At 71.2% G+C, this 20870-nt stretch carries 18 protein-coding genes and 1 pseudogene; 12 read left to right on the plus strand and 7 right to left on the minus strand.

Annotation, left to right across the window (positions count from 1 at the left end; genetic code table 11):
• Positions 1 to 145: 145 nt before the first annotated feature.
• Both ACWC5O_RS06185 and ACWC5O_RS06190 read left to right on the plus strand, forming a co-directional pair.
• Positions 146 to 1165 carry a LacI family DNA-binding transcriptional regulator gene (locus ACWC5O_RS06185; RefSeq protein ID WP_450582706.1) on the plus strand — a complete coding sequence of 340 codons (1020 nt, stop codon included), beginning with the start codon at positions 146 to 148 and terminating at the stop codon, positions 1163 to 1165.
• A gap of 290 nt (positions 1166 to 1455) precedes the next feature.
• A complete protein-coding gene (locus ACWC5O_RS06190; RefSeq protein ID WP_450582707.1) occupies positions 1456 to 2586 on the plus strand; it encodes a GH12 family glycosyl hydrolase domain-containing protein in 1131 nt (376 codons plus the stop codon).
• A gap of 396 nt (positions 2587 to 2982) precedes the next feature.
• Here ACWC5O_RS06190 and ACWC5O_RS06195 read toward each other — a convergent pair whose 3' ends face one another.
• The 3 genes and pseudogenes from ACWC5O_RS06195 to ACWC5O_RS06205 form a co-directional block, all read right to left on the minus strand.
• Positions 2983 to 3750, minus strand: a complete 768-nt coding sequence (locus ACWC5O_RS06195) for a polysaccharide deacetylase family protein (protein ID WP_450582773.1) — start codon at positions 3748 to 3750, stop codon at positions 2983 to 2985.
• A gap of 452 nt (positions 3751 to 4202) precedes the next feature.
• A pseudogene (locus ACWC5O_RS06200) lies at positions 4203 to 4474 on the minus strand (multicopper oxidase domain-containing protein); the annotation flags it as partial.
• Positions 4458 to 4607 carry a hypothetical protein gene (locus ACWC5O_RS06205; RefSeq protein WP_450582709.1) on the minus strand — a complete coding sequence of 50 codons (150 nt, stop codon included), beginning with the start codon at positions 4605 to 4607 and terminating at the stop codon, positions 4458 to 4460. The pseudogene ACWC5O_RS06200 and the gene ACWC5O_RS06205, both read right to left, overlap by 17 nt.
• Before the next feature lie 800 nt (positions 4608 to 5407).
• On the opposite strand from ACWC5O_RS06205, the gene ACWC5O_RS06210 reads away from it, so the two are divergent.
• Positions 5408 to 8239, plus strand: a complete 2832-nt coding sequence (locus ACWC5O_RS06210; protein ID WP_450582710.1) for a SpoIIE family protein phosphatase — start codon at positions 5408 to 5410, stop codon at positions 8237 to 8239.
• Positions 8240 to 8548: 309 nt separating this feature from the next.
• The gene (locus ACWC5O_RS06215; protein ID WP_450582712.1) at positions 8549 to 9688 is read left to right on the plus strand and encodes an ABC transporter substrate-binding protein; all 1140 of its coding nucleotides are present in this window, start codon (positions 8549 to 8551) and stop codon (positions 9686 to 9688) included.
• Between the two features lie 74 nt (positions 9689 to 9762).
• On the opposite strand, the gene ACWC5O_RS06220 is transcribed toward ACWC5O_RS06215, so the two are convergent.
• The 3 genes from ACWC5O_RS06220 to ACWC5O_RS06230 all read right to left on the minus strand — a co-directional run bounded on the left by ACWC5O_RS06220 (position 9763) and on the right by ACWC5O_RS06230 (position 12487).
• The gene (locus tag ACWC5O_RS06220) at positions 9763 to 10107 is read right to left on the minus strand and encodes a hypothetical protein (RefSeq protein WP_450582713.1); all 345 of its coding nucleotides are present in this window, start codon (positions 10105 to 10107) and stop codon (positions 9763 to 9765) included.
• Positions 10108 to 10423: 316 nt separating this feature from the next.
• On the minus strand, positions 10424 to 11302 hold the full coding sequence (locus tag ACWC5O_RS06225) for a universal stress protein (protein WP_450582715.1): 879 nt from the start codon (positions 11300 to 11302) through the stop codon (positions 10424 to 10426).
• Positions 11303 to 11614: 312 nt separating this feature from the next.
• Entirely contained in the window at positions 11615 to 12487 is an 873-nt protein-coding gene (locus ACWC5O_RS06230) for a universal stress protein (RefSeq protein ID WP_450582717.1), read from the minus strand.
• 439 nt (positions 12488 to 12926) lie between these two features.
• On the opposite strand from ACWC5O_RS06230, the gene ACWC5O_RS06235 reads away from it, so the two are divergent.
• The 7 genes from ACWC5O_RS06235 (at position 12927) to ACWC5O_RS06265 (ending at position 18712) form a co-directional block, all read left to right on the plus strand.
• Positions 12927 to 13631, plus strand: coding sequence for a response regulator transcription factor (locus tag ACWC5O_RS06235; RefSeq protein ID WP_450582718.1), 705 nt, complete (start codon positions 12927 to 12929; stop codon positions 13629 to 13631).
• Complete coding sequence (locus tag ACWC5O_RS06240; protein ID WP_450582719.1) at positions 13628 to 14974, plus strand: sensor histidine kinase; 1347 nt, start codon at positions 13628 to 13630, stop codon at positions 14972 to 14974. The genes ACWC5O_RS06235 and ACWC5O_RS06240 overlap by 4 nt, the downstream gene beginning before the upstream one ends.
• 187 nt (positions 14975 to 15161) lie before the next feature.
• The gene (locus ACWC5O_RS06245; protein ID WP_450582721.1) at positions 15162 to 15527 is read left to right on the plus strand and encodes a hypothetical protein; all 366 of its coding nucleotides are present in this window, start codon (positions 15162 to 15164) and stop codon (positions 15525 to 15527) included.
• The gene (locus tag ACWC5O_RS06250) at positions 15524 to 16489 is read left to right on the plus strand and encodes an FAD:protein FMN transferase (RefSeq protein WP_450582723.1); all 966 of its coding nucleotides are present in this window, start codon (positions 15524 to 15526) and stop codon (positions 16487 to 16489) included. Before ACWC5O_RS06245 ends, ACWC5O_RS06250 begins: the two co-directional genes overlap by 4 nt.
• Positions 16486 to 17172, plus strand: a complete 687-nt coding sequence (locus ACWC5O_RS06255) for a ferric reductase-like transmembrane domain-containing protein (RefSeq protein WP_450582725.1) — start codon at positions 16486 to 16488, stop codon at positions 17170 to 17172. Before ACWC5O_RS06250 ends, ACWC5O_RS06255 begins: the two co-directional genes overlap by 4 nt.
• Entirely contained in the window at positions 17169 to 18503 is a 1335-nt protein-coding gene (locus ACWC5O_RS06260) for an NADH-ubiquinone oxidoreductase-F iron-sulfur binding region domain-containing protein (protein ID WP_450582727.1), read from the plus strand. Before ACWC5O_RS06255 ends, ACWC5O_RS06260 begins: the two co-directional genes overlap by 4 nt.
• Positions 18500 to 18712 carry a ferredoxin gene (locus ACWC5O_RS06265; RefSeq protein ID WP_450582729.1) on the plus strand — a complete coding sequence of 71 codons (213 nt, stop codon included), beginning with the start codon at positions 18500 to 18502 and terminating at the stop codon, positions 18710 to 18712. The genes ACWC5O_RS06260 and ACWC5O_RS06265 overlap by 4 nt, the downstream gene beginning before the upstream one ends.
• Before the next feature lie 168 nt (positions 18713 to 18880).
• Here the strand turns inward: ACWC5O_RS06265 and ACWC5O_RS06270 are convergent, their stop codons facing one another.
• Positions 18881 to 19291, minus strand: a complete 411-nt coding sequence (locus ACWC5O_RS06270) for a DUF302 domain-containing protein (protein WP_450582731.1) — start codon at positions 19289 to 19291, stop codon at positions 18881 to 18883.
• Between the two features lie 175 nt (positions 19292 to 19466).
• Here ACWC5O_RS06270 and ACWC5O_RS06275 point away from each other — a divergent pair, with 175 nt between their 5' ends.
• Positions 19467 to 20831: an MBL fold metallo-hydrolase gene (locus ACWC5O_RS06275; RefSeq protein WP_450582733.1), complete on the plus strand. Its 1365-nt coding sequence runs from the start codon at positions 19467 to 19469 to the stop codon at positions 20829 to 20831.
• Positions 20832 to 20870 lie beyond the last annotated feature (39 nt).

Below are 20870 nucleotides of genomic sequence, written 5' to 3' on the forward strand. Positions count from 1 at the left end.
CCCCGCAGATCGCCGGTCAGGGTTTGCGGCGCACGCACTGAAGTCGTACGGACTGCCAGGTGGTTGCGGGCTTTGAAGCCGCTGGAAGAGCTGTGCCCGGAGTCGTCGGGACCGTAATATCGGTGATCTCGTGGGGGAGGTGGTCATGGGCAGGCGCCCGGGTACTCCAACGCTGGAGGAGGTGGCCGCCCGCGCCGGAGTGGGCCGCGGCACGGTCTCCCGCGTCGTCAACAACGCGGCGGGTGTCAAGGAGTCGACGCGACGAGCCGTGCAGCAAGCCATCGCGGAACTGGGGTACGTGCCCAATCTGGCGGCCCGGTCCCTCGCCGGGCGGCGGGCCGACGCCGTCGCGCTCGTCATGATGGAGCCGGACTGGCGGCTCTTCGCCGAGCCGTTTTTCTCCGAGATCGTCCGCGCTATCGGTGACACGCTGACCGACACCGGGCCGCAACTGCTGCTGACCCTGGTCCGCTCGGACGCGGAGCGGCAGCGCTTCCTCGAATACGCCCGCGGCGGCCGGGTCGACGGCGCGCTGCTGATATCCGTACACGCCGACGATCCACTGCCCGACATGCTCGCCGAGGCCCGTCTGCCGACCGTGCTGCTGGGGCGCCGCTCGGGCGACGAGCACGTCAGCTACGTCGACGCGGACAACGTCGGCGGTGCCCGCAGCGCGGTCACCCACCTGCTGGCCACAGAACGACGAGCGATCGCCACCATCACAGGGCCGCTCGACATGTACGTCGCCCAGTGCCGGCTGCGTGGCTACCGCGAGGCCCTGGCGCTGGCCGGCCTGGACGCCCAGCCGTCGTGGGTCGCCGAGGGCGACTTCACCGAGGAGAGCGGTCGCCGGGCCATGGCCCAGCTCCTCGAACGGCATCCGGAGATCGACGGCGTCCTCGCCGCTTCGGACACCACGGCCGTAGGTGCCCTGGAGACGCTGCGCGCGGCGGGACGCCGGGTACCGGAGGACGTCGCCGTCATCGGCTTCGACGACTTTCCGCTGGCCGAGCGCACCGAGCCGCGGCTGACCACGGTGCGTCAGCCCCTGGAGGACATCGGCCGGACCATGGTCCAGCTGCTTCTCCAGGAGATCGAGGAGTCCTCCGTGGCCTGGCGCCACGTGATCCTGCGGACGGAGCTGGTGGTGCGCGAGTCGGCCTGAGCGCCGCCTGCGACCACGGGAGGCGTCCACGCCGATGCCCGGCACGTGCGACAGCGTCGTATCACCGCGACGAGTTCGGGAGCGCTCCCAAGTCGACAGCCTTCCGGCACGCCTTGGCGGGTTTCCCTGACCTGGGCCTTCGAAGGAATTTCGACGACCTCGCGCCCACCGTCTTGTCAAGACCATGCCCCTCTCCTACAGTCCCAGCGAAACGGAGGTGATGGGAGCGCTCCCATTACGACGCCGGAGTGCTCCCGCGATCACTCCCCACCCCTCCGGAAGGACCCCGCATGCCTGTCTCATCGCGCCCCGTACTCCACAGAGCGCACGGTCTGTTAGGCGCACTGCTCGCCTCGCTCGCCGCCCTGGCGGCGCTGTTGAGCACCACCTCGGCCGCCCACGCCGACACCTCGATCTGCGAACAGTTCGGATCGGCCACGATCCAGGGCCGCTACATCGTCCAGAACAACCGCTGGGGCACCAGCCAGACCCAGTGCATCACCGCCACGGACTCGGGTTTCAGGATCACGCAGGCCGACGGCTCGGTCCCGACGAACGGCGCCCCGAAGTCCTATCCGTCCGTCTACAACGGCTGCCACTACACCAACTGCTCACCGGGCACCGCTCTTCCGGCGCAGCTCAGCGGCATATCCAGCGCACCGACCGGCATCTCCTACGGCTATGTGAGCGGCGCGGTGTACGACGCCGCGTACGACATCTGGCTCGACCCCACGCCCCGCACCGACGGTGTCAACCGGACCGAGATCATGGTCTGGTTCAACGAGGCGGGTCCCATCCAGCCCGTCGGCTCGCAGGTCGGCACGGCCAGTGTGGCCGGGCGCCAGTGGCAGGTGTGGTCCGGCAACAACGGCTCCAACGACGTCCTGTCCTTCGTCGCCCCGTCGGCGATCAACAGCTGGGACTTCGACGTCATGGACTTCGTCCGCCAGGCCGTCTCACGGGGGCTGGCACAGAACGACTGGTACCTGACCAGCGTCCAGGCCGGCTTCGAGCCCTGGCAGAACGGCTCCGGCCTCGCGGTGACCTCGTTCTCCTCCACGATCAACGCCGGCGGCGGAAGTCCCGGCGGCCCCGGAGGCTCCTCGGCCTGCACCGTGTCGTACGGGACGAACATCTGGCCGGGCGGCTTCACCGCCGACGTCACCGTCACCAACACCGGTTCCTCCCCGGTCGACGGCTGGAAGCTGGCGTTCACGCTGCCGGCCGGGCAGCAGATCACAGGGGCCTGGAACGCCGGTGTCGCTCCGACCTCCGCAGCGGTCACGGCGACCAGTGTCGACTACAACGCGCAGATCCCGGCCGGTGGCAAGGTCTCCTTCGGCTTCCAGGGCACCTACGGCGGCAGCTTCGCCAAGCCGGCGGCCTTCAGTCTCAACGGGTCCACCTGCACGACGGTGTGAAACCTGGTGTGGCACCTGAGCCTCATGACGGCGGCTCTGCCGTAAGTCACGCGGCCTCGCGTCACACCGCGCCACGGGGCGCGCCTGGGTTGCTGATCCAGCCCGGGCGTGACCCGTAAGGCCCGCGGGCCCACACCAACGACCGCTGCCGACCATGTTCCCGACTGGGCACAACCCGTTCGGGCAGCACCGGACGCCCCAGGGCGGCGAGCACCAGCACCAGCCTCGAGACCTACGTCGACGATTCCCGCGCCGACCGCGGGGCCCACTCGGACAGCCCCCTCCCACCTGGACGCGTTCCTGTGGGTCGAGCCGCCGGGCGAGTCGGACGGCGCCAGCACGGACACAGCCCCTGCCACCGTCCAAGACCAACGGGGGCACGCTGGAGCCCTGGCCTCAGGGCCGGTAGACCATCCCCGGCTGAGGCCTGGCTGGGGCGAGCAACTGCGACACCGTGACGATGGTGTAGCCGCGCCGCTTGAGAGCCTTGAGGATCCCCGGTACGGCGGGCACGGTGCCCTTGTGCAGGTCGTGCAGCAGGATGATGCCGTCTCGGTCGGTCTGGTCGAGCACCCGCCTGGTGATCAGGGCCGAGTCGGTCGTCTCGTAATCCTTGGCCGTGACGCTCCACAGCACCTGAGCCAGCCCCAACTCCTTGCAGACCTTGGCCACCTTGCGGTTGGTGCGACCCTGTGGCGGACGCATCAGGATGGGCTTGGTGCCCGTGATCTTCTCGATGGCGTTCTGCGTGCGGGTCAGTTCCTCACGGGCGTCGGCCGTGTCGATCTCCGTCAGGATCTTGTGGTTCCAGGTGTGATTGCCGATTTCATGGCCCTCGTCCGAGATACGACGGAGGATCTCGGGGTACCTCCCGATGTGGCCCTCGCCCTGCAGGAAAAACGTGGCGTGCAGATGCTCCCGCTTCAGGATGTCCAGCAGCCTGGGGGTCGTCGGGCTGGGGCCGCCGTCGAAGGTGAGGGCCACGCACTTCGTCTTACGGCAGTCCACAGTCCCGGCCACCGATCCCGATGCCTTGTTCCGGGCGGCGCGCGGCGACGTGTGATCGTACGTCGTGACCGTCAGCGCAATGGTCACCGCGACGGCCAGGACGACGGTTACGGCTGACGTGAGGGCGATGAGTATTCGCGACCGTCGTAGTCGCACGTACCTGGCCACGGGAGACCTTTCACTGGATCGGATGATTACCGACGTGTTGATTGACGGCTCTTCCGGTCCCAAGGTTCATCCGCGCGGGTGAGTTTCATGTCTGTCGTGTGGAGCGGGAGTCCGGCGAGGACCACAGAAGGGGACGAGACACAGCTCTTGAGGTCGCGGAGTGACCCATCCGACGAACGGCTCGCCGACGCCCTTCCATCGACTCGCTCGTGACGACGGGTACTTGACGACGCCCGCGTCACCGCCGAGCAGCTCACTCTCGGTCCATGCCCCCCATGCCCTGCTTGAGTTCGGCGAAGACCTCGCCGGGGGTGCCGGTGACGCCGCCGACCCGGTCGTCGAGGACGACGACCCACTCGTCGTCGTACTGCACCCTTCTCGTTCGGGTCCTCGACGATCAGCGGGGCGTACAGGCCACGGTCGAGCTGGACACCCACGTGCGGGTGGAAGAAATAGGTGCCGGAGGTGTCGGCGATGAAACGATAGGTGAAGTTGCTCCCGGCCCGTACCGCGCTCTGGGTGGCCGGGGGCACGCCATCCATGTCGGAGCGAAGGCTATGCCGTGCCAGTGGATGGACGTCGCGGTCTTGTTGGGCAACTGCTTGGAGAGCTCGGCGGCGAGCGGGTCGCCGGCCGAAAGCCGGATCTCCTTGCCCGGAGTGCGGCCGGCGAAGGCCCAGCTCTTGCGCTTCTTGTCAGTGGCGGCGACCACCCTGCTGTCGGGACTGACCAGGGAGGGGGCGCCCGCTGGAGCTGCCGGAGCCGCTGGTGCACACGGCGAGCGCGCCCGCGCCCGCGACGCCGAGCCCGGCCAGCAGGACGGTGCGGCGGTTGACGCTGTTCATGATGGAAGACCTCCTCTCGATGTGCCGATGTGCCGATGTGCCCTTGGTCTGACCGCGCGCGGGCAGCGCCGCTCGCGCCGGCCGACGTGGGCAGCGGCAGGCGGTGGCGCGAGTTTCGTCGTGCCGCCGTCTCCGGCCCGACTCCCGCGTCCTGCCCGTGTTGCCGACACCGCGGGCAGGCGCCGGTGCCTGCCCGCGCAGGAGCGCGGCATGCGCGGACGGCTCGGGCTCGGCATGCTCGCCGCGAACGCGGGGCGTCCACGTCGGTGCTGCCGGTCCGGTGAGTCCGAGGACATCCGCGTACATCTCTCGGCCGAGGGCCAGAGGGGCTGAGGCGCCAGCAAGCGCGGGCCTGCCTGCAGCCCAGGGTCTTTCCGGGTGCCGAAACGGGGCCGACCGTCATCGGGGGACGACGCCCGACCATCCTTTCGGCAAGCCGCTCGGACCCCGCCGAAGAGCGCCGCATCAGGCGGGTCGATGCGCCTCTTCATGAGTCGCATACGCACGCAGGTCTGCTGGTTACCGACGGTGAATTCATGGGTTGCAGTCGAGCCGGTCTTCGTGTCCGGTCGGGCAGGCTCCGATCTTCCCACGTGTGAAGAGGGAAGCCGCCGGCAACGGCCTGCCGACCGCCGGTACTGGTGCCGAATGATGTCGCCCTGTGGGCTCGAATCGGACCTCAGAGGCCGTGCGTGGCCGCGGGCACCCGGCAGCGCACATGTGCTCGTCGCCGTCGCTGTACGGACCCGTCCGCCCCGGTCGCTTCGTGCTCCGCCATCCGGAAACGATAGAAAGGGAATATGAGCGGAGTTTCGAGTCAATCCGGACAGGAGACGCCTGATCCGTCCGTGAGGACTCATCGGCCCGGTCGGCCCCGTCAGGCCGGGGAGGCGTGGCGGTCGGGCTCGCTGCTGGGCGTGCACAGCCTCGCGGGCCAGGTCTTCCTGCTCCAGCTGGCCGTTGTGATGCTGCTCGCCGCCGCCGCCCTGGTGGCGCTCGTGGTGCAGGCTCAACGCGACGTGATGACGGATGCCCGCCACCGGACGCTCACCACGGCGCAGACATTCGCGAACTCCCCGGGGATCGTGGCGGCGTTGAACAGCGCGAACCCGACGGCCGTGCTGCAGCCGCACGCCGAGGCGGCCCGGAAGGCCGCAGGCGTCGACGCCATCATCGTGTACAGGCTGAACGGGATCACCCTCACCCACAGCGACCGGCATCAAATCGGGAAACGGGTCATCGGGCCTTACGCTGCGGCGGCGACCGGCAAGCCTTTCACCAGTACTTTCAAGGGCTCACTGGGGCTTTCCGTGATCTCGGCGGTTCCCGTCAGGGGTCCTGACGGCTCGGTCGTCGCCGTCGTCTCCGTGCCCGTCACGGTCGAGACGGTTCAGCACAGGGTGAACCGGCAGCTGCCGGTCCTCTTCGGCGGCGCCGCCACGGCCCTTGTCGTAGCCGCGGGCGGGTCGGGCCTGGTGAGCCGGCGGCTGCGGCGGCAGACCCATGGCCTGGGGCCGACTGAGATGACCCGGATGTACGAGCACCACGACGCGGTCCTGCACGCAGTACGGGAAGGAGTACTGATCATCGGCGGTGACGGCCGGCTGCTGCTGGCCAACGACGAGGCACGACGGCTTCTGGACCTGCCGGCGGACGCGGAGCGGCGACACATCACCGATCTGGGGTTGTACGAGGACCTCGCCGGGCTGCTGGCCTCCGACCGCCCCGCCACCGACGAGGTGTACCTGGCGGCCGACCGGCTGCTCTCTGTCAGCAAGCGGCTCACCGCACCCCACGGACCGGTCGGCAGCGTGGTGACGCTCCGGGACACCACCGAGCTGCAGGCCGTGTCCGGCCGGGCGGAGGTGGCACGCGAACGGTTGAAATTGCTCTACGACGCCGGGCTGCAGATCGGCACCACGCTCGATGTGAAGCGCACGGCCGAGGAACTGGCCGAGGTGGCGGTACCCAGGTTCGCCGACATCGTCACCGTCGAACTCCTGGACCCGGTCCTGCGCGGCGAGGAATCCTCCGGTGCGACCGCCGGGATCACCGAGTTGCACCGCATCGCCGTCACCAGTCTCGACCCGGACCACCCCCTGCACCCCGTCCGCGAGCTGATCCGGTTCGTCCCGGCCCACCCCGTCTCCACGGCGCTGACCGAAGGCCGACCGGTCCTGTTCGGGGACCTGCGCACCGCCGACGGCTGGCGGGCCCAGCAACCCGAACGTGCCCGGCGGATCCTCGATCACGGCATCCACTCCATGCTCGTGGTTCCCTTGCGCGCCCGCGGCGTGGTGCTGGGAGTGGTGGACTTCTGGCGCGCACAGGGCTCCCCGTCGTTCGAGGACGAGGACGTCTCCTTCGCCGAGGAATTGGCCGCGCGGGCAGCGGTGTGCATCGACAACGCCCGCCGCTACACCCGCGAACACACCATGGCCGTCACCCTGCAACACAGCCTGCTGCCACGCGCGCTACCCGAGCAGTCCGCCCTCGACGTGGCCTACCGCTACCTGCCGGCCCAGGCCGGAGTGGGCGGGGACTGGTTCGACGTCATCCCGCTGTCCGGCACCCGGGTGGCGCTGGTCGTAGGCGATGTCGTCGGCCACGGTCTGCACGCCGCGGCGACCATGGGCCGGTTGCGCACCGCCGTGCACAACTTCGCCAGTCTGGACCTGCCCGTGGAGGAGCTGCTGGGCCGGCTGGACGAGCTGGTCGCGCAGATCGACGCCGAGGAGACCGCCACCGCGGATGACGGGCAGGGGATGATCACCGGGGCGACCTGCCAGTACGCCGTCTACGACCCCACCTCCGGGCGGCTGGCCATCGCCACCGCCGGCCATCCGGGGCCGGCGGTGGTCCGGCCCGACGGTACGGTCGACTTCCCTCTGCTGCCCGTCTCCCCGCCGCTGGGACTCGGCGCCGGCCTGCCTTTCGAGACCGCCGAGCTGACCGTGCCCGAGGGTTCCCGGCTGGTGCTCTACACCGACGGACTGATCGAGGACCGCACCCGAGACCTGGACGCCGGTCTGGAGGCTCTGCGCGACGCTCTGACAGGGCCAGATCGCACGCCGGAGGCCACCTGCGCGGCGGTGATGAAGGCCATGCTGTCCGACCGGCCCAGGGATGACATCGCGCTGCTGGTGGCCCGCACCCACCGGCTCGGAGCAGAACAGATCGCAGAGTGGGACGTGCCCCGTGACCCGGCGGCGGTGGCCCCGGTCCGCACCGCCTGCGCCCGCCGGCTGACGGAGTGGGGGCTGGAGCAGCTCGCCTTCACCGCCGAACTCATCCTCAGTGAGCTGATCACCAACGCCATCCGCTACGGCGCCGAGCCCATCGCCGTCCGGCTGCTGCACACGATGCCGATCAGCGATCCCGCTGCGGGCACCGTGATCTTCGAGGTCTCCGACGGCAGCAGCACCTCACCGCGGCTGCGCCGGGCGAAGGTCACCGACGAAGGCGGCCGTGGACTGTACCTGGTCGCCCGCTTCGCCGAACGCTGGGGGACCCGCTACACGCCCACCGGCAAAGTCATCTGGGCCGAACAGTCCCTGCACCACGGCGCCACGCCGGAGGCGGAAGAACTCGGCGAGATCCTGCTCGGCCAATGGGACGACACCGCGCTGTGAGGTGAGCCGGTACGTCCCTTCCCTCCGCCTCCCTCCGCCGTCGCCCAGGCCGGGTGCCGGTGTGGGCGCGGCGAGGCCCAGGGCGTACGGAGAAGCCGAGTGCCGGGCAATTGACGGTGATCGCGGGCGTCCCGGGCGGCATTCCGCCATCGAGGCGGCCGGGTACCCTGGCCTCGATGACCACTTCGTCGGCGCAGTGGAGCCGAGGAAGCCTGGAGGCGCAGCGGGAGGCCCGCCACTCCGGGCGCAGTGGCGCTGCCGGCAGCCGGTCGAGGTGACCATCTCATCCCTCCACGTCCGGGAGCAGCCGTGACTACACCGTGTGGCCGAGCAGCGGCGGTCTTCGGCTGCTTCGCTCTTGTGGCCCTGGGCCTGAGCGCTTGCGAGAGCACACCGACCACCAGCCTTGCGAAGCCGTCGGTGGCCACGTCCGCCGAGAGCATGGGCGGTATGCGCGCACTGATCGCCGCAGCGACACGGGAGGGCACGCTCAGAGCAATCGCGCTGCCGCGTGACTGGGCCGACTACGGCGGCCTGATCGACGGCTTCGAGAACAAGTACGGGATCAAGGTCACGGTCGAGGATCCGCTGGGCCACAGCGAGGACGAGGTCGACGCCCTCAGGAAGAGGGGGAACCGGCCGACAGCGCCCGACGTGATCGACGTGGGCGATACGTTCGCGCGGAAAGCAGCGGCGGAGAATCTTCTCGCGCCGTACGAGGTAGCCGCTTACGATTCGATTCCCGTTAATCAGAAGGATTCGAAGGCCCGCTGGTCCAACAACTACGGCGGCTACATCTCCATCGGCTGCGACGCCAACCGGGTCAAACCCTGTCCGGAGACCTTCGCCGATCTATTGAAACCCGGTTACAAGGGCAAGGTCGCACTCGAAGGCGACCCGCCCCGGTCGGCCACCGCCTTCGCCAGTGTCTACGCGGCCGCGCTGGCGAGCAACGGGTCGTTCGATGACGTCCAGCCCGGTCTCGACTTCTTCGCCGAACTCAAGAATCGCGGCAACTTCAACCCTCTCAATTCCAACTCGGCGACGGTCGCGAGCGGCCGGACCCCCATCAGCATCAACTGGGACTACATCAACCTCCACTACGCCGACCAGCTCCGCGACAAAGGCGTGAACTGGCAGGTCTCGATCCCCTTCGACGGCAGCTTCGCCCAGTATTTCGCGCTGGCGATCAACCGGAACGCCCCGCACCCGGCGGCTGCCCGCCTGTGGCTTGAGTACCTCTTCAGCCCAGAGGGCCAGAACCTCCGGCTGCGCGCCTATGCCCGCCCGGTGCTCATGGACGCCATGAGGCAGGACGGCACCCTCGACAAGGCCGCCGCTGCACGACTGCCGACGGTTGAGGGAACACCGCAGTTCCCGACGGACGCGCAACTGGAGAAGGCGAGGAAGACGGTCACCCAGGGCTGGGCGAAGGCCGTCTCCGGCTAGCTGGGCAAGCGGTGAGGGCGGCCAACGAGACGAGGGCGCTGGCGGCAATGGTGACGGTGTGTGGGCACTACCGCTCAGGAGCGCCCGAATCCACAGTAGGTCTGGTGGACGTAGCGGTACGCCGCGATGACGCCGTCGACATAGCCGCGGTTGTACTCAACGGAAGCCCCGGGCTTTCCGCTCCGTCCGCGGGAGTCGCCGCGAATGCAGTCACGGGCGTACGTCAGGCCATCCCGGTATCCGTCCTTGTAGCCCTGGTCGTACGGGGTGATCCTCAGAGAGTCGGTATGCGCAACCACCGCCGGCGCCGCCGACACAGACTGTCCCACGACAGCTTGCGCGTTCGTGGACAGCTGGAGCAGAAGTGCGGTGGCGGCCAACGGGGTTGCGAGGAGAACTCGAAGTCGCTTCGCATGCATGGCTTCCTCCTTGGCCGGGAGACCGTACCCGTGCGGTGGAGAAACGGGCCTCTGCCCACGTTTGACGCATCTGCGGCAGCCGACCCTCCCCCCTCCACAGATTAGGTCGGCTGCTCCCGGGCCGCGACCTGAGCTGCCGCGCAGGTAGGCGGCGTGGGACTTCCCGGTTGGAGGCCATGCACAACGTCTTTGATCACGGAGTTCAACGGAGCCACGACCTCCGCCTCTTGTGCATACAGCGGGGACAACGCGGCGCGGTCCACGAAGCCTTCCTCGTCTTCCGGACAACCGAACCCCAACGGGCAGGACAGCGTGGTCACTCGTCACCGCGAACCACTGTGACAGGGCAGTGTGCGTGGTGCAGCAGTGCCTGGCTGACCGAGCCGAGCAGCAGGCCGGTGAAACCACCGCGTCCGCGCGCGCCGGCCACGACCAACTGCGCGTCGTGGCTTGCGTCGATCAGGGCCATGCGGACCCGAGAGCGCATCAGGCGCCGCTCCACAGCGACCTGGGGATAGCGGGTCTGCCACGGGGACAGGGTGTCGTCCAGCAGTTGCTGCTCCTGCGCACGCAGCCGCTCGATGTCGACCACCATGTTCAATGGGTCGCCGGGCCCTTCGTAGGCCCGTTCGTTCCAGGTGTTCCACACGTGCAGAGCCAGCAAGTCCGCATCGCGCACGGCCGCCTCGGCGAAGGCGAACTCGATGGCCTTCTCGCCCGCCGGTGAGCCGTCCACCGCCAGCAGCACGGGCCCCGTCGGGTTCGGCCTGCCCCGTACCACGAGCACTGGACAACGGCCATGGGCGGCCAGATGCAGTGCGGTGGAGCCGAGCAGCAGGCTGCCGAACGCGCCCAGGCCGCGGCTGCCCACCACGACGAGAGAGGCGGTACGCGACTCGATCTCCAGCACCATCAGCGGCTCACCGACGGCGGCCTCGCGGGCGATGTCCAGGTGCGGCGCGACCTCACGGGCCCGCCGTTCGGCCTTGGCCAGCGTGCCGTCCACCAGCTCGCGCTCCCCCACCGCGGCAGGGGTCCAGGGCGGCACACCGGGCGGCGGGTGGATCGAGGGCCACCCGAAGGCGTGCACGAGCCGCAGGCCGGTCCCGCGTAGTGCGGCCTCGCGTGCCGCCGTCCCGACCGCTTCGAAGCTGGACGGTGAGCCGTCGACTCCCACTACGACCGGTTCAGCCATCGCCGCGCCTCCTTGTCGAACGGCCGTTGCTGCCTGCCTGTCCGGCCTCCCTCCCAGCCTCTGCCAACGTGCCACTCGGCGCATCGGGGGCCATCAGCCGCATCGCTGGGGTGTTTCCACACCGAAGATCACCGCAGAGTCGACGTACTCGCCCAACGCGGCCGTGACGGCGCCCACGGCCGGGCAGGACGTAGAACAGCGGATGGTGGAACTGACGCAGGATCGGGGCCGAACCGCTCAAGAGGCCGGGCCACCGGCGCGTGACGCGCGTCCGCCGCAGAACCAGAGGCTTGCCCAGGCGCCCTGGCAGCCTCATCGCCGGCCACGGGAGCCTCGTACGACCGCGACCGGGCAGTGCGCGTGATGCAGGACCGCCTGACTGACCGAGCCGAGGAGCAGACCGGTGAACCCGCCGCGGCCCCGGGCACCGACGACCAGCAGTCCGGCGCGTGCGCTCGCCTCGATGAGCGCCTCGCGGGCACCGCCGCGGACCACCGTGTGCTCGACCGGGACATCCGGGTACCGCTCCTGCCAGCCGGCGACCGCTTCCGCCAGCAGGCGCCTCTCGCCCTCCGCGAGCACGCCGGGAGCCAGCGCGTAGGGCTCGGAGGGATCCGGTGGTGGAGAAACCGGCACGCTCCACGGCGTCCACGCGTGCAGGGCCACGATTCCGGTGCCGCGAAGGGCGGCTTCGGTGAAGGCGAACTCGACGGCGGCTTCTCCGGCTGGTGAGCCGTCGACGCCGAGCAGGACCGGGCCGGTCCCGTCGGGACGGTCACGCACCACCATGACCGGGCAGCGGCCGTGTGCGGCGAGATGGACCGCCGTGGACCCCAGCAGCAGCCCCGCGAATCCCCCCAGGCCCCGGCTGCCGACCACCAGCAGTGCCGCAGTGCGCGACTGGGCCTCCAGTACCGTCAGCGGCGCACCCGTGACCACCGCGTTGCCGACCTCGATGCCGGGGGCCACCGAGCGCGCATGCTCCACCGCCTCGGCCACCAGCTGTCCGGCCGCGTACCGCAGCCCTTCCTCGTCCGGCCCGAGCGGCACCTCCATGGCCGGCCACACGAGCGCGTGCACCACCTTCAGCCCGCACCCGCGAAACCGCGCCTCACGTGCCGCGACCGCCGCAGCCTCCAAGCCGGAAGGCGAGCCGTCGACTCCCACCACAACCGGGGGACTCAAGGCGAGCCTCCAGGCTCCCTGAGCACGGCGCGTGCCACCCATCGGTCGCCGTCGAACCGTCTCGGACGGCTGGGGACGTCGGGGAACAGACACAGATGCCACACGCCGCAGGACCTGGTGCGCATCATCGGCGTCACCTCCTCAATCCCCACTGTCTCCCAGGATCCGACGCCGGTCCTGTTGCCCTGGCCACCGCCACCTCTTCTACGACCTCGTCGATCACGAGGGCGAACGGATCGGCGTCATCGCCGGGCGGTCCGGCGAGTTCGAAGATTGCGTCGTCCGGCTGCCTTCTGATCGATCGTGTGCATGCACGACAAGGTGGTCCGGACAGCACGGTCCAGGGACGAACGGCCCTGCCGTCGCGCCCGGTGCGAGGAGCAGGCTGGATGTCGCGTACGGACAGCTGGTCTCACCGCCAGGGAGGCGAGTGGCAGGCATGAGCGCCGAGGTCGCGGGCATGGCCGGGCAGACGCGGGTGCTGGTCGTCGAGGACGACCGCGGCATCGCGGAGTCCCTGGTACGCGGTCTGCGCCAGGCCGGATACGCGGTCGAGGGCGTCCGGACCGGGCGGGCGGCGCTGTCGGCGCCCAGCCCCGATGTCGTGCTGCTCGATCTGGGGCTGCCCGACATCGACGGCGTCGAGGTGTGCCGCAGGCTGCGGGCGCGGTCGGACGCCGCGATCATCGCCGTGACCGCCCGGGGCGAGGAGGCGGACCGGGTGCTGGCCCTGGACGAGGGCGCCGACGACTACCTGGTCAAACCGTTCGGGCTGGCCGAGCTGCTCGCACGGATCCGGGCCGTGCTGCGCCGTCGGCGCCCCGCGGAAGCAGAGATTCTTCGCCATGGCCCGCTGGCGCTCGACCTGCGCACCCGGCAGGTCTCGGTCGACGGGCGTCGCGTCGCGCTGACACCGAAGGAGTTCGGCATCCTTGAGTGCCTGGCCGCCGACCCCGGCCGGGTGGTGAGCCGACAGCAGATCCTGGATCGGACGTGGGACGCCCACTGGTACGGCCCCACCAAGGTGGTGGACGTGCACATCGCGGCGCTGCGCCGCAAGCTCGCCGTGCCGGGCCTGATCGAAACCGTCTACGGGCACGGGTTCCGGCTCGGGGCGGTCCAGGAGTCCCGGGAACGGTCGTGACCCGCCGGATCGCCTGGACGCTCCTGGTCCTGACCTCCGTGCTCCTGGTGCTGGCGGTCGTACCGCTCGCGGTGTCGATGACGGCCCGCGAGCGTGTCGCCTTCCGCGACAGCCAGCGGGCGGCCACCCGGGTGATCGCCGCGGCGGCCGAGGAACACCTCTCCGACCACAAGCCCGCCGCCGGCATGCGCCAGGAGTTGGATGCCGCCGCCCGGGCGGGGGACTGCGCGGCCGTGTACGACGCCTCCGCGCGTTTGGTGGCCAGTACGCCCTGTACAGCGGCCCAGGGCCAGGAGGCGGAGGAACTGGTGGAGGAGGTCTTGGCCGGACATGAACCGGAGCCGCCGGAGAACGAGGGCCGGCTGCTGACCGCGGAGCCGGCCGGTGAGGTCCGCAGCCCCTCCGGCGCGGTCGTCCTGGCCCGATCCGCTACCCCGCTGGACGCCCGGATCGCCGCCATCTGGGGCTGGTCCGCAGCGATCGGCGCGGTGGGACTGGCCGCTTCCGTGCTGCTGTCCGTCCGTCTCGCCCGCTGGGTCAGCCGCCCGCTGTCGAGACTGGACGTCACCGCCCAGCGGCTGGGCGAGGGCGCCCTCGACGAGCGGGCCGAGGTCGGCAGCGGACCGCCGGAGGTACGCCGGCTGGCCGCCACCTTCAACACCATGGCGGCCCGCACCGAGGCCCTGGTGCACGGTCACCGGGCCGTGCTCGCCGACGTGTCCCACCAGCTGCGCACCCCCCTGGCGGCGCTGCGGCTGCGGCTCGACATCCTCGCCGCCGGGGCCGAAGGCGACACCGCCGAGGAACTGGCCTGCGCCCAGGAGGAGATCGCCCGGCTGTCCCGGCTGGTCGACGGGCTGCTGGCCGTGGCGCGTGCCGAGCAGACGACGCCCCGGCCCGTCCCCGTCCGGGTCGACGAGGCGATCGCCGAGCGAGTGGCGGCCTGGTCGCCGGTGGCCGAGGAACGCGGCGTACGGCTGACCGCCTCAAAGGGGCCGGCCCTGTCCGCCGCGCTAGGTACGGGCCACCTGGAGCAGATCCTCGACAACCTGATCGCCAACGCCGTGGACGCGGTACCCGAAGGCGGTCACGTGACCCTCGACCACACAGCGGTGGGCGGACTGGCCCGCGTGCGCGTGCAGGACGACGGCCCGGGGATGAGTGCCGAGGCGAAGGCGGTCGCCTTCCACCGGTTCGGCAACCCAGAGGCCAAGGGCACCGGGCTGGGACTCGCCATCGTCCACCGCCTGGTCACCGCCAACGGCGGAACGGCACGTCTGGAGGACACGCCAGGCGGAGGGCTGACCGTCGTGCTGGACCTGCCGCTGTGGCGGGAAGGCTGACTCGGGCGGGCGACTCGGGTCGTTCATGGGCGGGTAACCGACTGCCGGACAGGTGACGGGCTGCTCTTCGGCGACCGAGATCTTTACCAGTCCTGAAAGAGACGTGAGCGAGTTCCTGGATGCCGCCGTCACAGCCTGAAAGGGCACGCAGCCGATCCGGGCCGCCGAATCACCAGGAGCCGCTGCCATGGCACCCTCACCCGACGACTTCGACCAGCCCCTCCCCCCGACCGGTTCCCCCCGTGCACGCGATCGCGGACTGCGCCGGACCCGCCGTCTCACCCGGTGGCTCGCCGTCACCGCCGTGGCCGCGACGGCCGCACTCGGCGGCCTCTACACCCACCTGATTCCCGGGAGTTCGCCCTCCCCCGCGCCGTCGGCTCCATCCGGGCAGAGCCCGCCGACGTCATCCGCCACAACCAGGGGAGACGACGAGGGGGACGCTTCGGACGAGGACGAGGCAGCGGCCGTCACCCGGCCGGCACCGCAGCCGCCGGCCCAGCCACCCGCCTCCACCCAGCAGAAGCCGCACACCACCACGGGGGCGTCATGATCACGGGTACCCCGCGGCCGTCCCCTGCCGAGGTCAGCTTCCCGGCCCTCGGTACCACAGCCGCTCTGCTCGTCACCGAGCCACGCGCCCTGCCCGCCGCGGAAGTGATCCTGCGCGCTGAACTGGCAGCCGTCGATCGCACGTGCAGCCGTTTCCGCTCCGACTCCGAACTGACCCGGATCAACCTCGGCGCGGGTACGCCGACGACGGTCAGTGAATGCTTCGCCGAGGCCCTCCTGGCCGCTCTGCGGGCAGCGGAAGTCACCGACGGAGCCGTGGACCCCACCGTCGGCCGCGCGATGGCCGCGCTCGGCTACGACCGTACCTTCGTCTCGGTGCGCCCCGACGACGTCCGCCCGCTGCCGACGTCTCAAGCGGTCCCCGGATGGCGTCGGATCACCTTCGCCCCCCACACCCGACGGCTGTGCCTGCCCCCACACACGCACCTCGACCTGGGCGCGACCGCCAAGGCCCTCGCCGCAGACCGCGCCGCCCGCGACGCCGCATCGGCCACCGGCTGCGGAGTCCTGGTCAGCCTCGGCGGCGACCTCGCAACCGCCGGACCGGTACCCGAGGGCGGCTGGCGGATCGCCCTGGCCGACGACCATGCCCGGCCCGCCACGGACCACGGCCCCGCCGTCGCCATCACCGGCGGCGCGCTGGCGACCTCCGGCATCCGCGTGCGGACCTGGCGGCGCGCGGGACGCACCCTGCACCACATCGTCGACCCGGCCACCGGCGAACCGGCCACCGCCGTCTGGCGCACCGTCACCGTCGCCGCGGCCACCTGCGTGGACGCCAACACCGCGAGCACGGCGGCGATCGTGCTGGGCGACCGGGCCGTCGACTGGCTGCGCGGCAGCGCGTTGCCCGCCCGGCTGGTCGGCCTGGACGGCCAGGTCGTACGGCTCGGCGGCTGGCCGCCCGACTCCCACGCTCCCGCACCAGGAGGCTCACCATGACCACCCTGGCCCTGACCGGCAGCCCGCTGTGGTACGCCAGCCGCGCGGGCGGCACCATCACCCTGGTCCTGCTCACCGCCACCGTGGCATTCGGCATCGCCTCCGGCGGACGCGCCGCGCCCCATCGCATCGGCCGGTTCGAGATCGCGCTGCTGCACCGCAACCTGTCCCTGCTCACGCTGGTGTTCCTCGCCCTGCACATCGTGACCGCGGTGCTCGATCCGTTCGTCCACCTGGGGTGGGCGGTGGCCGTGGTGCCGTTCGGGGCCTCGTACCGGCCGCTCTGGCTCGGGCTGGGCACGGCCTCGCTCGACCTGCTCCTCGCCGTGCTCATCACCAGCGCCCTGCGGCAGCGCCTGGGTGTGCGCCGCTGGAAGGCCGTGCACTGGCTGGCGTACGCGACTTGGCCCCTCGCTCTCTTCCACAGCGCCGGCACCGGCACCGACACCCGGCTCCCCCTCCAACTGTGGCTCTACGCCGGATGTCTCAGCACGGTGGTCGCCGCCGTCTGGTGGCGGTTGGCCAAGGCCGGCCCGGGGCGCATCACCGGGCGCCTGCTGGCCGCCACAGCCGCAGCCGCCGTACCGGTCGTGCTCGGCGCGTTCCTCGCCACCGGCCCGTTGCAGCCCGGCTGGGACCAGCGCGCGGCCGCCACAACGGTCTTCCTGGGAGGCGGACGATGAACTCCTCAAGCACGGCGCCCCTCACGCCCCTCCGCCTCTCAGCGGCTCCCGGCGAAGCCCGGCTGCTGGCGGACTGGTACGCCAGCGGACGACCGGCCACCTTGAACGACCACCTCAGGCGCTACGGGCGAACCCCCGTCACCGCAGTTCTCGGCAGTCGTGGGGCGATGCCGCTGGTGGAGGCGGTCGAGGCGGCCGGCCTCACCGGCCGCGGCGGCGCCGGTTTTCCCACCGCCCGCAAGCTGCGCGCGGTGGCGGAACGCCGTGGCCGCGCCGTGGTCGTCGTCAACGCCATGGAGAGCGAACCGGCCAGCCGCAAGGACCAGTTCCTCATCGCCGTCGCACCCCACCTCGTGCTCGACGGCGCCGTGCTGGCCGCGGCCGCGGTCGGCGCGGACACCGTCCACGTGTGCGTGCCCCGCGACCGCGGCGCCCAGTACCAGCAGGTGAGTGCGGCCCTGGACGAGCGCCGCCGCGCACGCCTCGACCGGGTCCGGCTGCGTCTGCACACCCTTCCCCACACCTACGTCTCCAGTGAGTCGACCTCGCTGGTGCGCTGGCTCAACGGAGGTCCGGCCCGCCCGCAGGGCAGCCCGCCGCGCACCCACGAGCGCGGCGTCGGCCGGCAGCCCACACTGGTGAACAACGCCGAGACCCTCGCCCATCTCGCCCTCATCGCCCGCTACGGACCCGACTGGTACCGGCAGACGGGCACCCCGGACGAGCCCGGCACCACGCTCGTCACCGTCTCCGGCGCCGTCGCCGACCCCGGTGTCCTGGAGGTGGCGCTCGGCACACCAGTCACCACGATCCTCGACCGTGCCGGAGGACCCGCCGAATCCCTGCGGGCGGTCCTGCTCGGCGGTTTCGCCGGCACCTGGCTCCCGACGGCACATCTGGACACGCCCCTCGCCAGGCGCGACCTCGCCCCGCTGGGTGCGGCCCGCGGCGCCGGGGTCCTCATCGCGCTGCCCCGAGCGGCCTGCGCGGTGAGCGAGACGGCGCGGATGCTCGTCCACCTGGCCGCCCACAGCGCCCGCCAGTGCGGCCCCTGCCGCCTCGGGCTGCCCGCCGTGGCCGACGACTTCACCGCCCTGGCCACCGGACGGTCCGACCCCGGCCTGCTGCCCCGCCTGCGCCGTCGCACCGGTCTGCTCCCCGACCGCGGCGCCTGCCGCCACCCGGACGGCGCCGCCCGCCTCGCCGCCTCCGCCCTGCGCGCCTTCGCGGACGACGTCGACCACCACCTCACCCACGGCCCCTGCCCCGCCGCCCACCGGCCACCCCGCATCCCCGTACCAGCCGCAACACCCCCGGAGACATGGCGATGACCCGCACCCGAAGCCTGCGCATCGACCGCGTCGCCTGCACCGGCGAGCGCCTGTGCGCCGAACTCCTCCCCGAACTGATCGACCTCGACGAATGGGGCTACCCCGTCCTGAAAGGCCGGGCCATACCCGACCAGCTGCGCACCCACGCCCGCCGAGCCGTCGCCGCCTGCCCCCGTCTGGCCCTCCACACCGACCGGGGCCGGCCATGACCAGCATGCGCGGGCACCGCCACCATGAGCCGCGCCCGCACCGAGATCGAACGCCTCTCCCGCCGGATCGCCACCTACCTGCAACCGGCCCGCGCGGGCGGGGCCTCTCCACGCGAGGGCTGGAACGCGGGGCGCCGTGGGGAACCGGCCGGGTCGGGCATGCGTCGGTCAGCGTCCTTGTTCCGCGTCGGTCCCCGTGAGGGAGGCCAGAGCAGCGTCGAGGCGGCGGGTTGCCTCCTCGGCGACCGGACGGAGGACGTCGAGTCCGCTCAGGGCCACCATCGTCTGCGGATCGAGGGCCTGTACGGCGGTGCGGTCGCCGTCGGCTCGGACGACCACGTTGCACGGCAGCAGCAGGCCGATGGTGCGGTCGGCCTCCAGGGCCCGGTGGGCCAGTGGCGGGTTGCAGGCGCCCAGGATGACGTAGTCCTCCATGTCCTGGTCGAGCTTTGCCTTGAGGGTGGCGGTGACGTCGATCTCGGTGAGGATGCCGAAGCCCTGGTCGGCGAGGGCCTCGCGAACCCGGGTGACGGCGGTGGCGAAGTCTGTGTCGAGGTGCACCGTGCGGTCGTAACGCATGGGGTCGGCCTTTCCTGTCCGCTTGCCTGGCGCTGACGGGTGTCCAGCCGCTGGGCCAGTCATCCGTGAGCTGCTTCACAGGGTCTTCCATGCCCCTCGGAATACCCCTGGGGGTATTAATGTTACCGTCCACATATACCCCCTGGGGTAATTCTTCACTGGACGGGAGCATCGCGTGTTCTTCATCGACACCCTTGAGATCGCTGGCCTCGGCAACCGCAGCTATCTGGCCGGCGGCGAGCGGACGGCGGTGGCGGTCGATCCGCCGCGGGACATCGAGCAGGTGATCGCGGCTGCGGCGCGGCGCGGAGTGCGGATATCCCACGTGGTCGAGACGCACGTCCACAACGACTACGTCACCGGCGGCCTCGAGCTGGCGCAGGTCACGGGAGCGGCTTATCTCGTTCCCGCCGCAGCCCGCGTCTCCTACGAGCGCGTACCCGTGCACGACGGAGACCGCTGGGAGATCGAGGCCACCGCCGGACTGGCCCTGCGAGCGCTGGCCACCCCCGGTCACACCCCGCACCACACCTCCTACGTCCTGGAGGCGGACGGCGCGGCGGTCGCGGTGTTCACCGGCGGCTCGCTGCTGATCGGCACCGTCGGCCGGCCCGACCTGGTCGAACCGCGGCTGACCGAGCACCTCGCCCGCGCCCAGCACGCCTCCGCGCACCGGCTGGCCGCCGAGCTGCCCGACGAGACGGCGGTGCTGCCCACCCATGGCTTCGGCAGCTTCTGCTCCTCCTCCCAGACGGAGGGCGAGTCCACCACGATCGGCAAGGAAAAGGCGGCCAACGAGGCACTCACCCGGGACGTGGACACCTTCGTCGCGGACCTGCTGGCCGGGCTGGACGACATCCCCGCCTACTACGCCCACATGGGCCCGGCCAACGCCGACGGACCCGCACCGGTCGACCTCACCCCGCCCGCCGTCGCCGACGCCGAGGAGATCGCCGCCCGCCTGGCCGCCGGCGAGTGGGTGGTCGACCTGCGCAACCGCGTCGCCTTCGCCGAAGGCCACCTCGCGGGTTCCTTCAACTTCGAGGTCGAGGGGCAGCTCGCCACCTACCTGGCCTGGCTGATCCCCTGGGGCAAGCCGGTGACCCTGCTCGCCGAGTCGCCCGGGCAACTCGCCGCCGCCCAGCGCGAGCTGGTCCGCGTCGGCATCGACCGGCCGGCCGCCGCGGCCACCGGCGAGCCGGCCGACTGGGTGCGGGACGGCGAGGCCCTCGTCTCCTTCCCAAGGGCCACCTTCACCGACCTCGCGGCGCGCGCCGCGGACGGCGTGGTCGTCCTGGACGTCCGCCGGGCCTCCGAACGGGCGACCGGCTTCATCGAAGGCTCGGTCCACATCCCCGTCCACACCCTGCACCGCCGTCTCGACGAGGTCCCCGCGGGCCAGGTCTGGGTGCACTGCGCGGGCGGTATGCGCGCCGCCATCGCCGCATCCCTGCTGGATGCGGCCGGCCGGGAAGTAGTGGCCGTGGACGACTCCTTCGACTCGGCCGAGAAGGCCGGGCTCACCGTCAGCACCCCCTGACCGGGGCCCGAGAACCGAAGAGGACCAGGAGCGAGAACC

This window comes from Streptomyces sp. NPDC001450, from assembly GCF_053597295.1.

Bases quoted from the DNA above. Each gene is read 5' to 3' on its own strand.
- ACWC5O_RS06185 (WP_450582706.1), top strand. From the start codon at position 146: ATGGGCAGGCGCCCGGGTACTCCAACGCTGGAGGAGGTGGCCGCCCGC.
- ACWC5O_RS06190 (WP_450582707.1), top strand. From the start codon at position 1,456: ATGCCTGTCTCATCGCGCCCCGTACTCCACAGAGCGCACGGTCTGTTA.
- ACWC5O_RS06205 (WP_450582709.1), bottom strand. From the start codon at position 4,607: ATGAACAGCGTCAACCGCCGCACCGTCCTGCTGGCCGGGCTCGGCGTC.
- ACWC5O_RS06210 (WP_450582710.1), top strand. From the start codon at position 5,408: ATGAGCGGAGTTTCGAGTCAATCCGGACAGGAGACGCCTGATCCGTCC.
- ACWC5O_RS06220 (WP_450582713.1), bottom strand. From the start codon at position 10,107: ATGCATGCGAAGCGACTTCGAGTTCTCCTCGCAACCCCGTTGGCCGCC.
- ACWC5O_RS06225 (WP_450582715.1), bottom strand. From the start codon at position 11,302: ATGGCTGAACCGGTCGTAGTGGGAGTCGACGGCTCACCGTCCAGCTTC.
- ACWC5O_RS06235 (WP_450582718.1), top strand. From the start codon at position 12,927: ATGAGCGCCGAGGTCGCGGGCATGGCCGGGCAGACGCGGGTGCTGGTC.
- ACWC5O_RS06245 (WP_450582721.1), top strand. From the start codon at position 15,162: ATGGCACCCTCACCCGACGACTTCGACCAGCCCCTCCCCCCGACCGGT.
- ACWC5O_RS06250 (WP_450582723.1), top strand. From the start codon at position 15,524: ATGATCACGGGTACCCCGCGGCCGTCCCCTGCCGAGGTCAGCTTCCCG.
- ACWC5O_RS06255 (WP_450582725.1), top strand. From the start codon at position 16,486: ATGACCACCCTGGCCCTGACCGGCAGCCCGCTGTGGTACGCCAGCCGC.
- ACWC5O_RS06260 (WP_450582727.1), top strand. From the start codon at position 17,169: ATGAACTCCTCAAGCACGGCGCCCCTCACGCCCCTCCGCCTCTCAGCG.
- ACWC5O_RS06265 (WP_450582729.1), top strand. From the start codon at position 18,500: ATGACCCGCACCCGAAGCCTGCGCATCGACCGCGTCGCCTGCACCGGC.
- ACWC5O_RS06270 (WP_450582731.1), bottom strand. From the start codon at position 19,291: ATGCGTTACGACCGCACGGTGCACCTCGACACAGACTTCGCCACCGCC.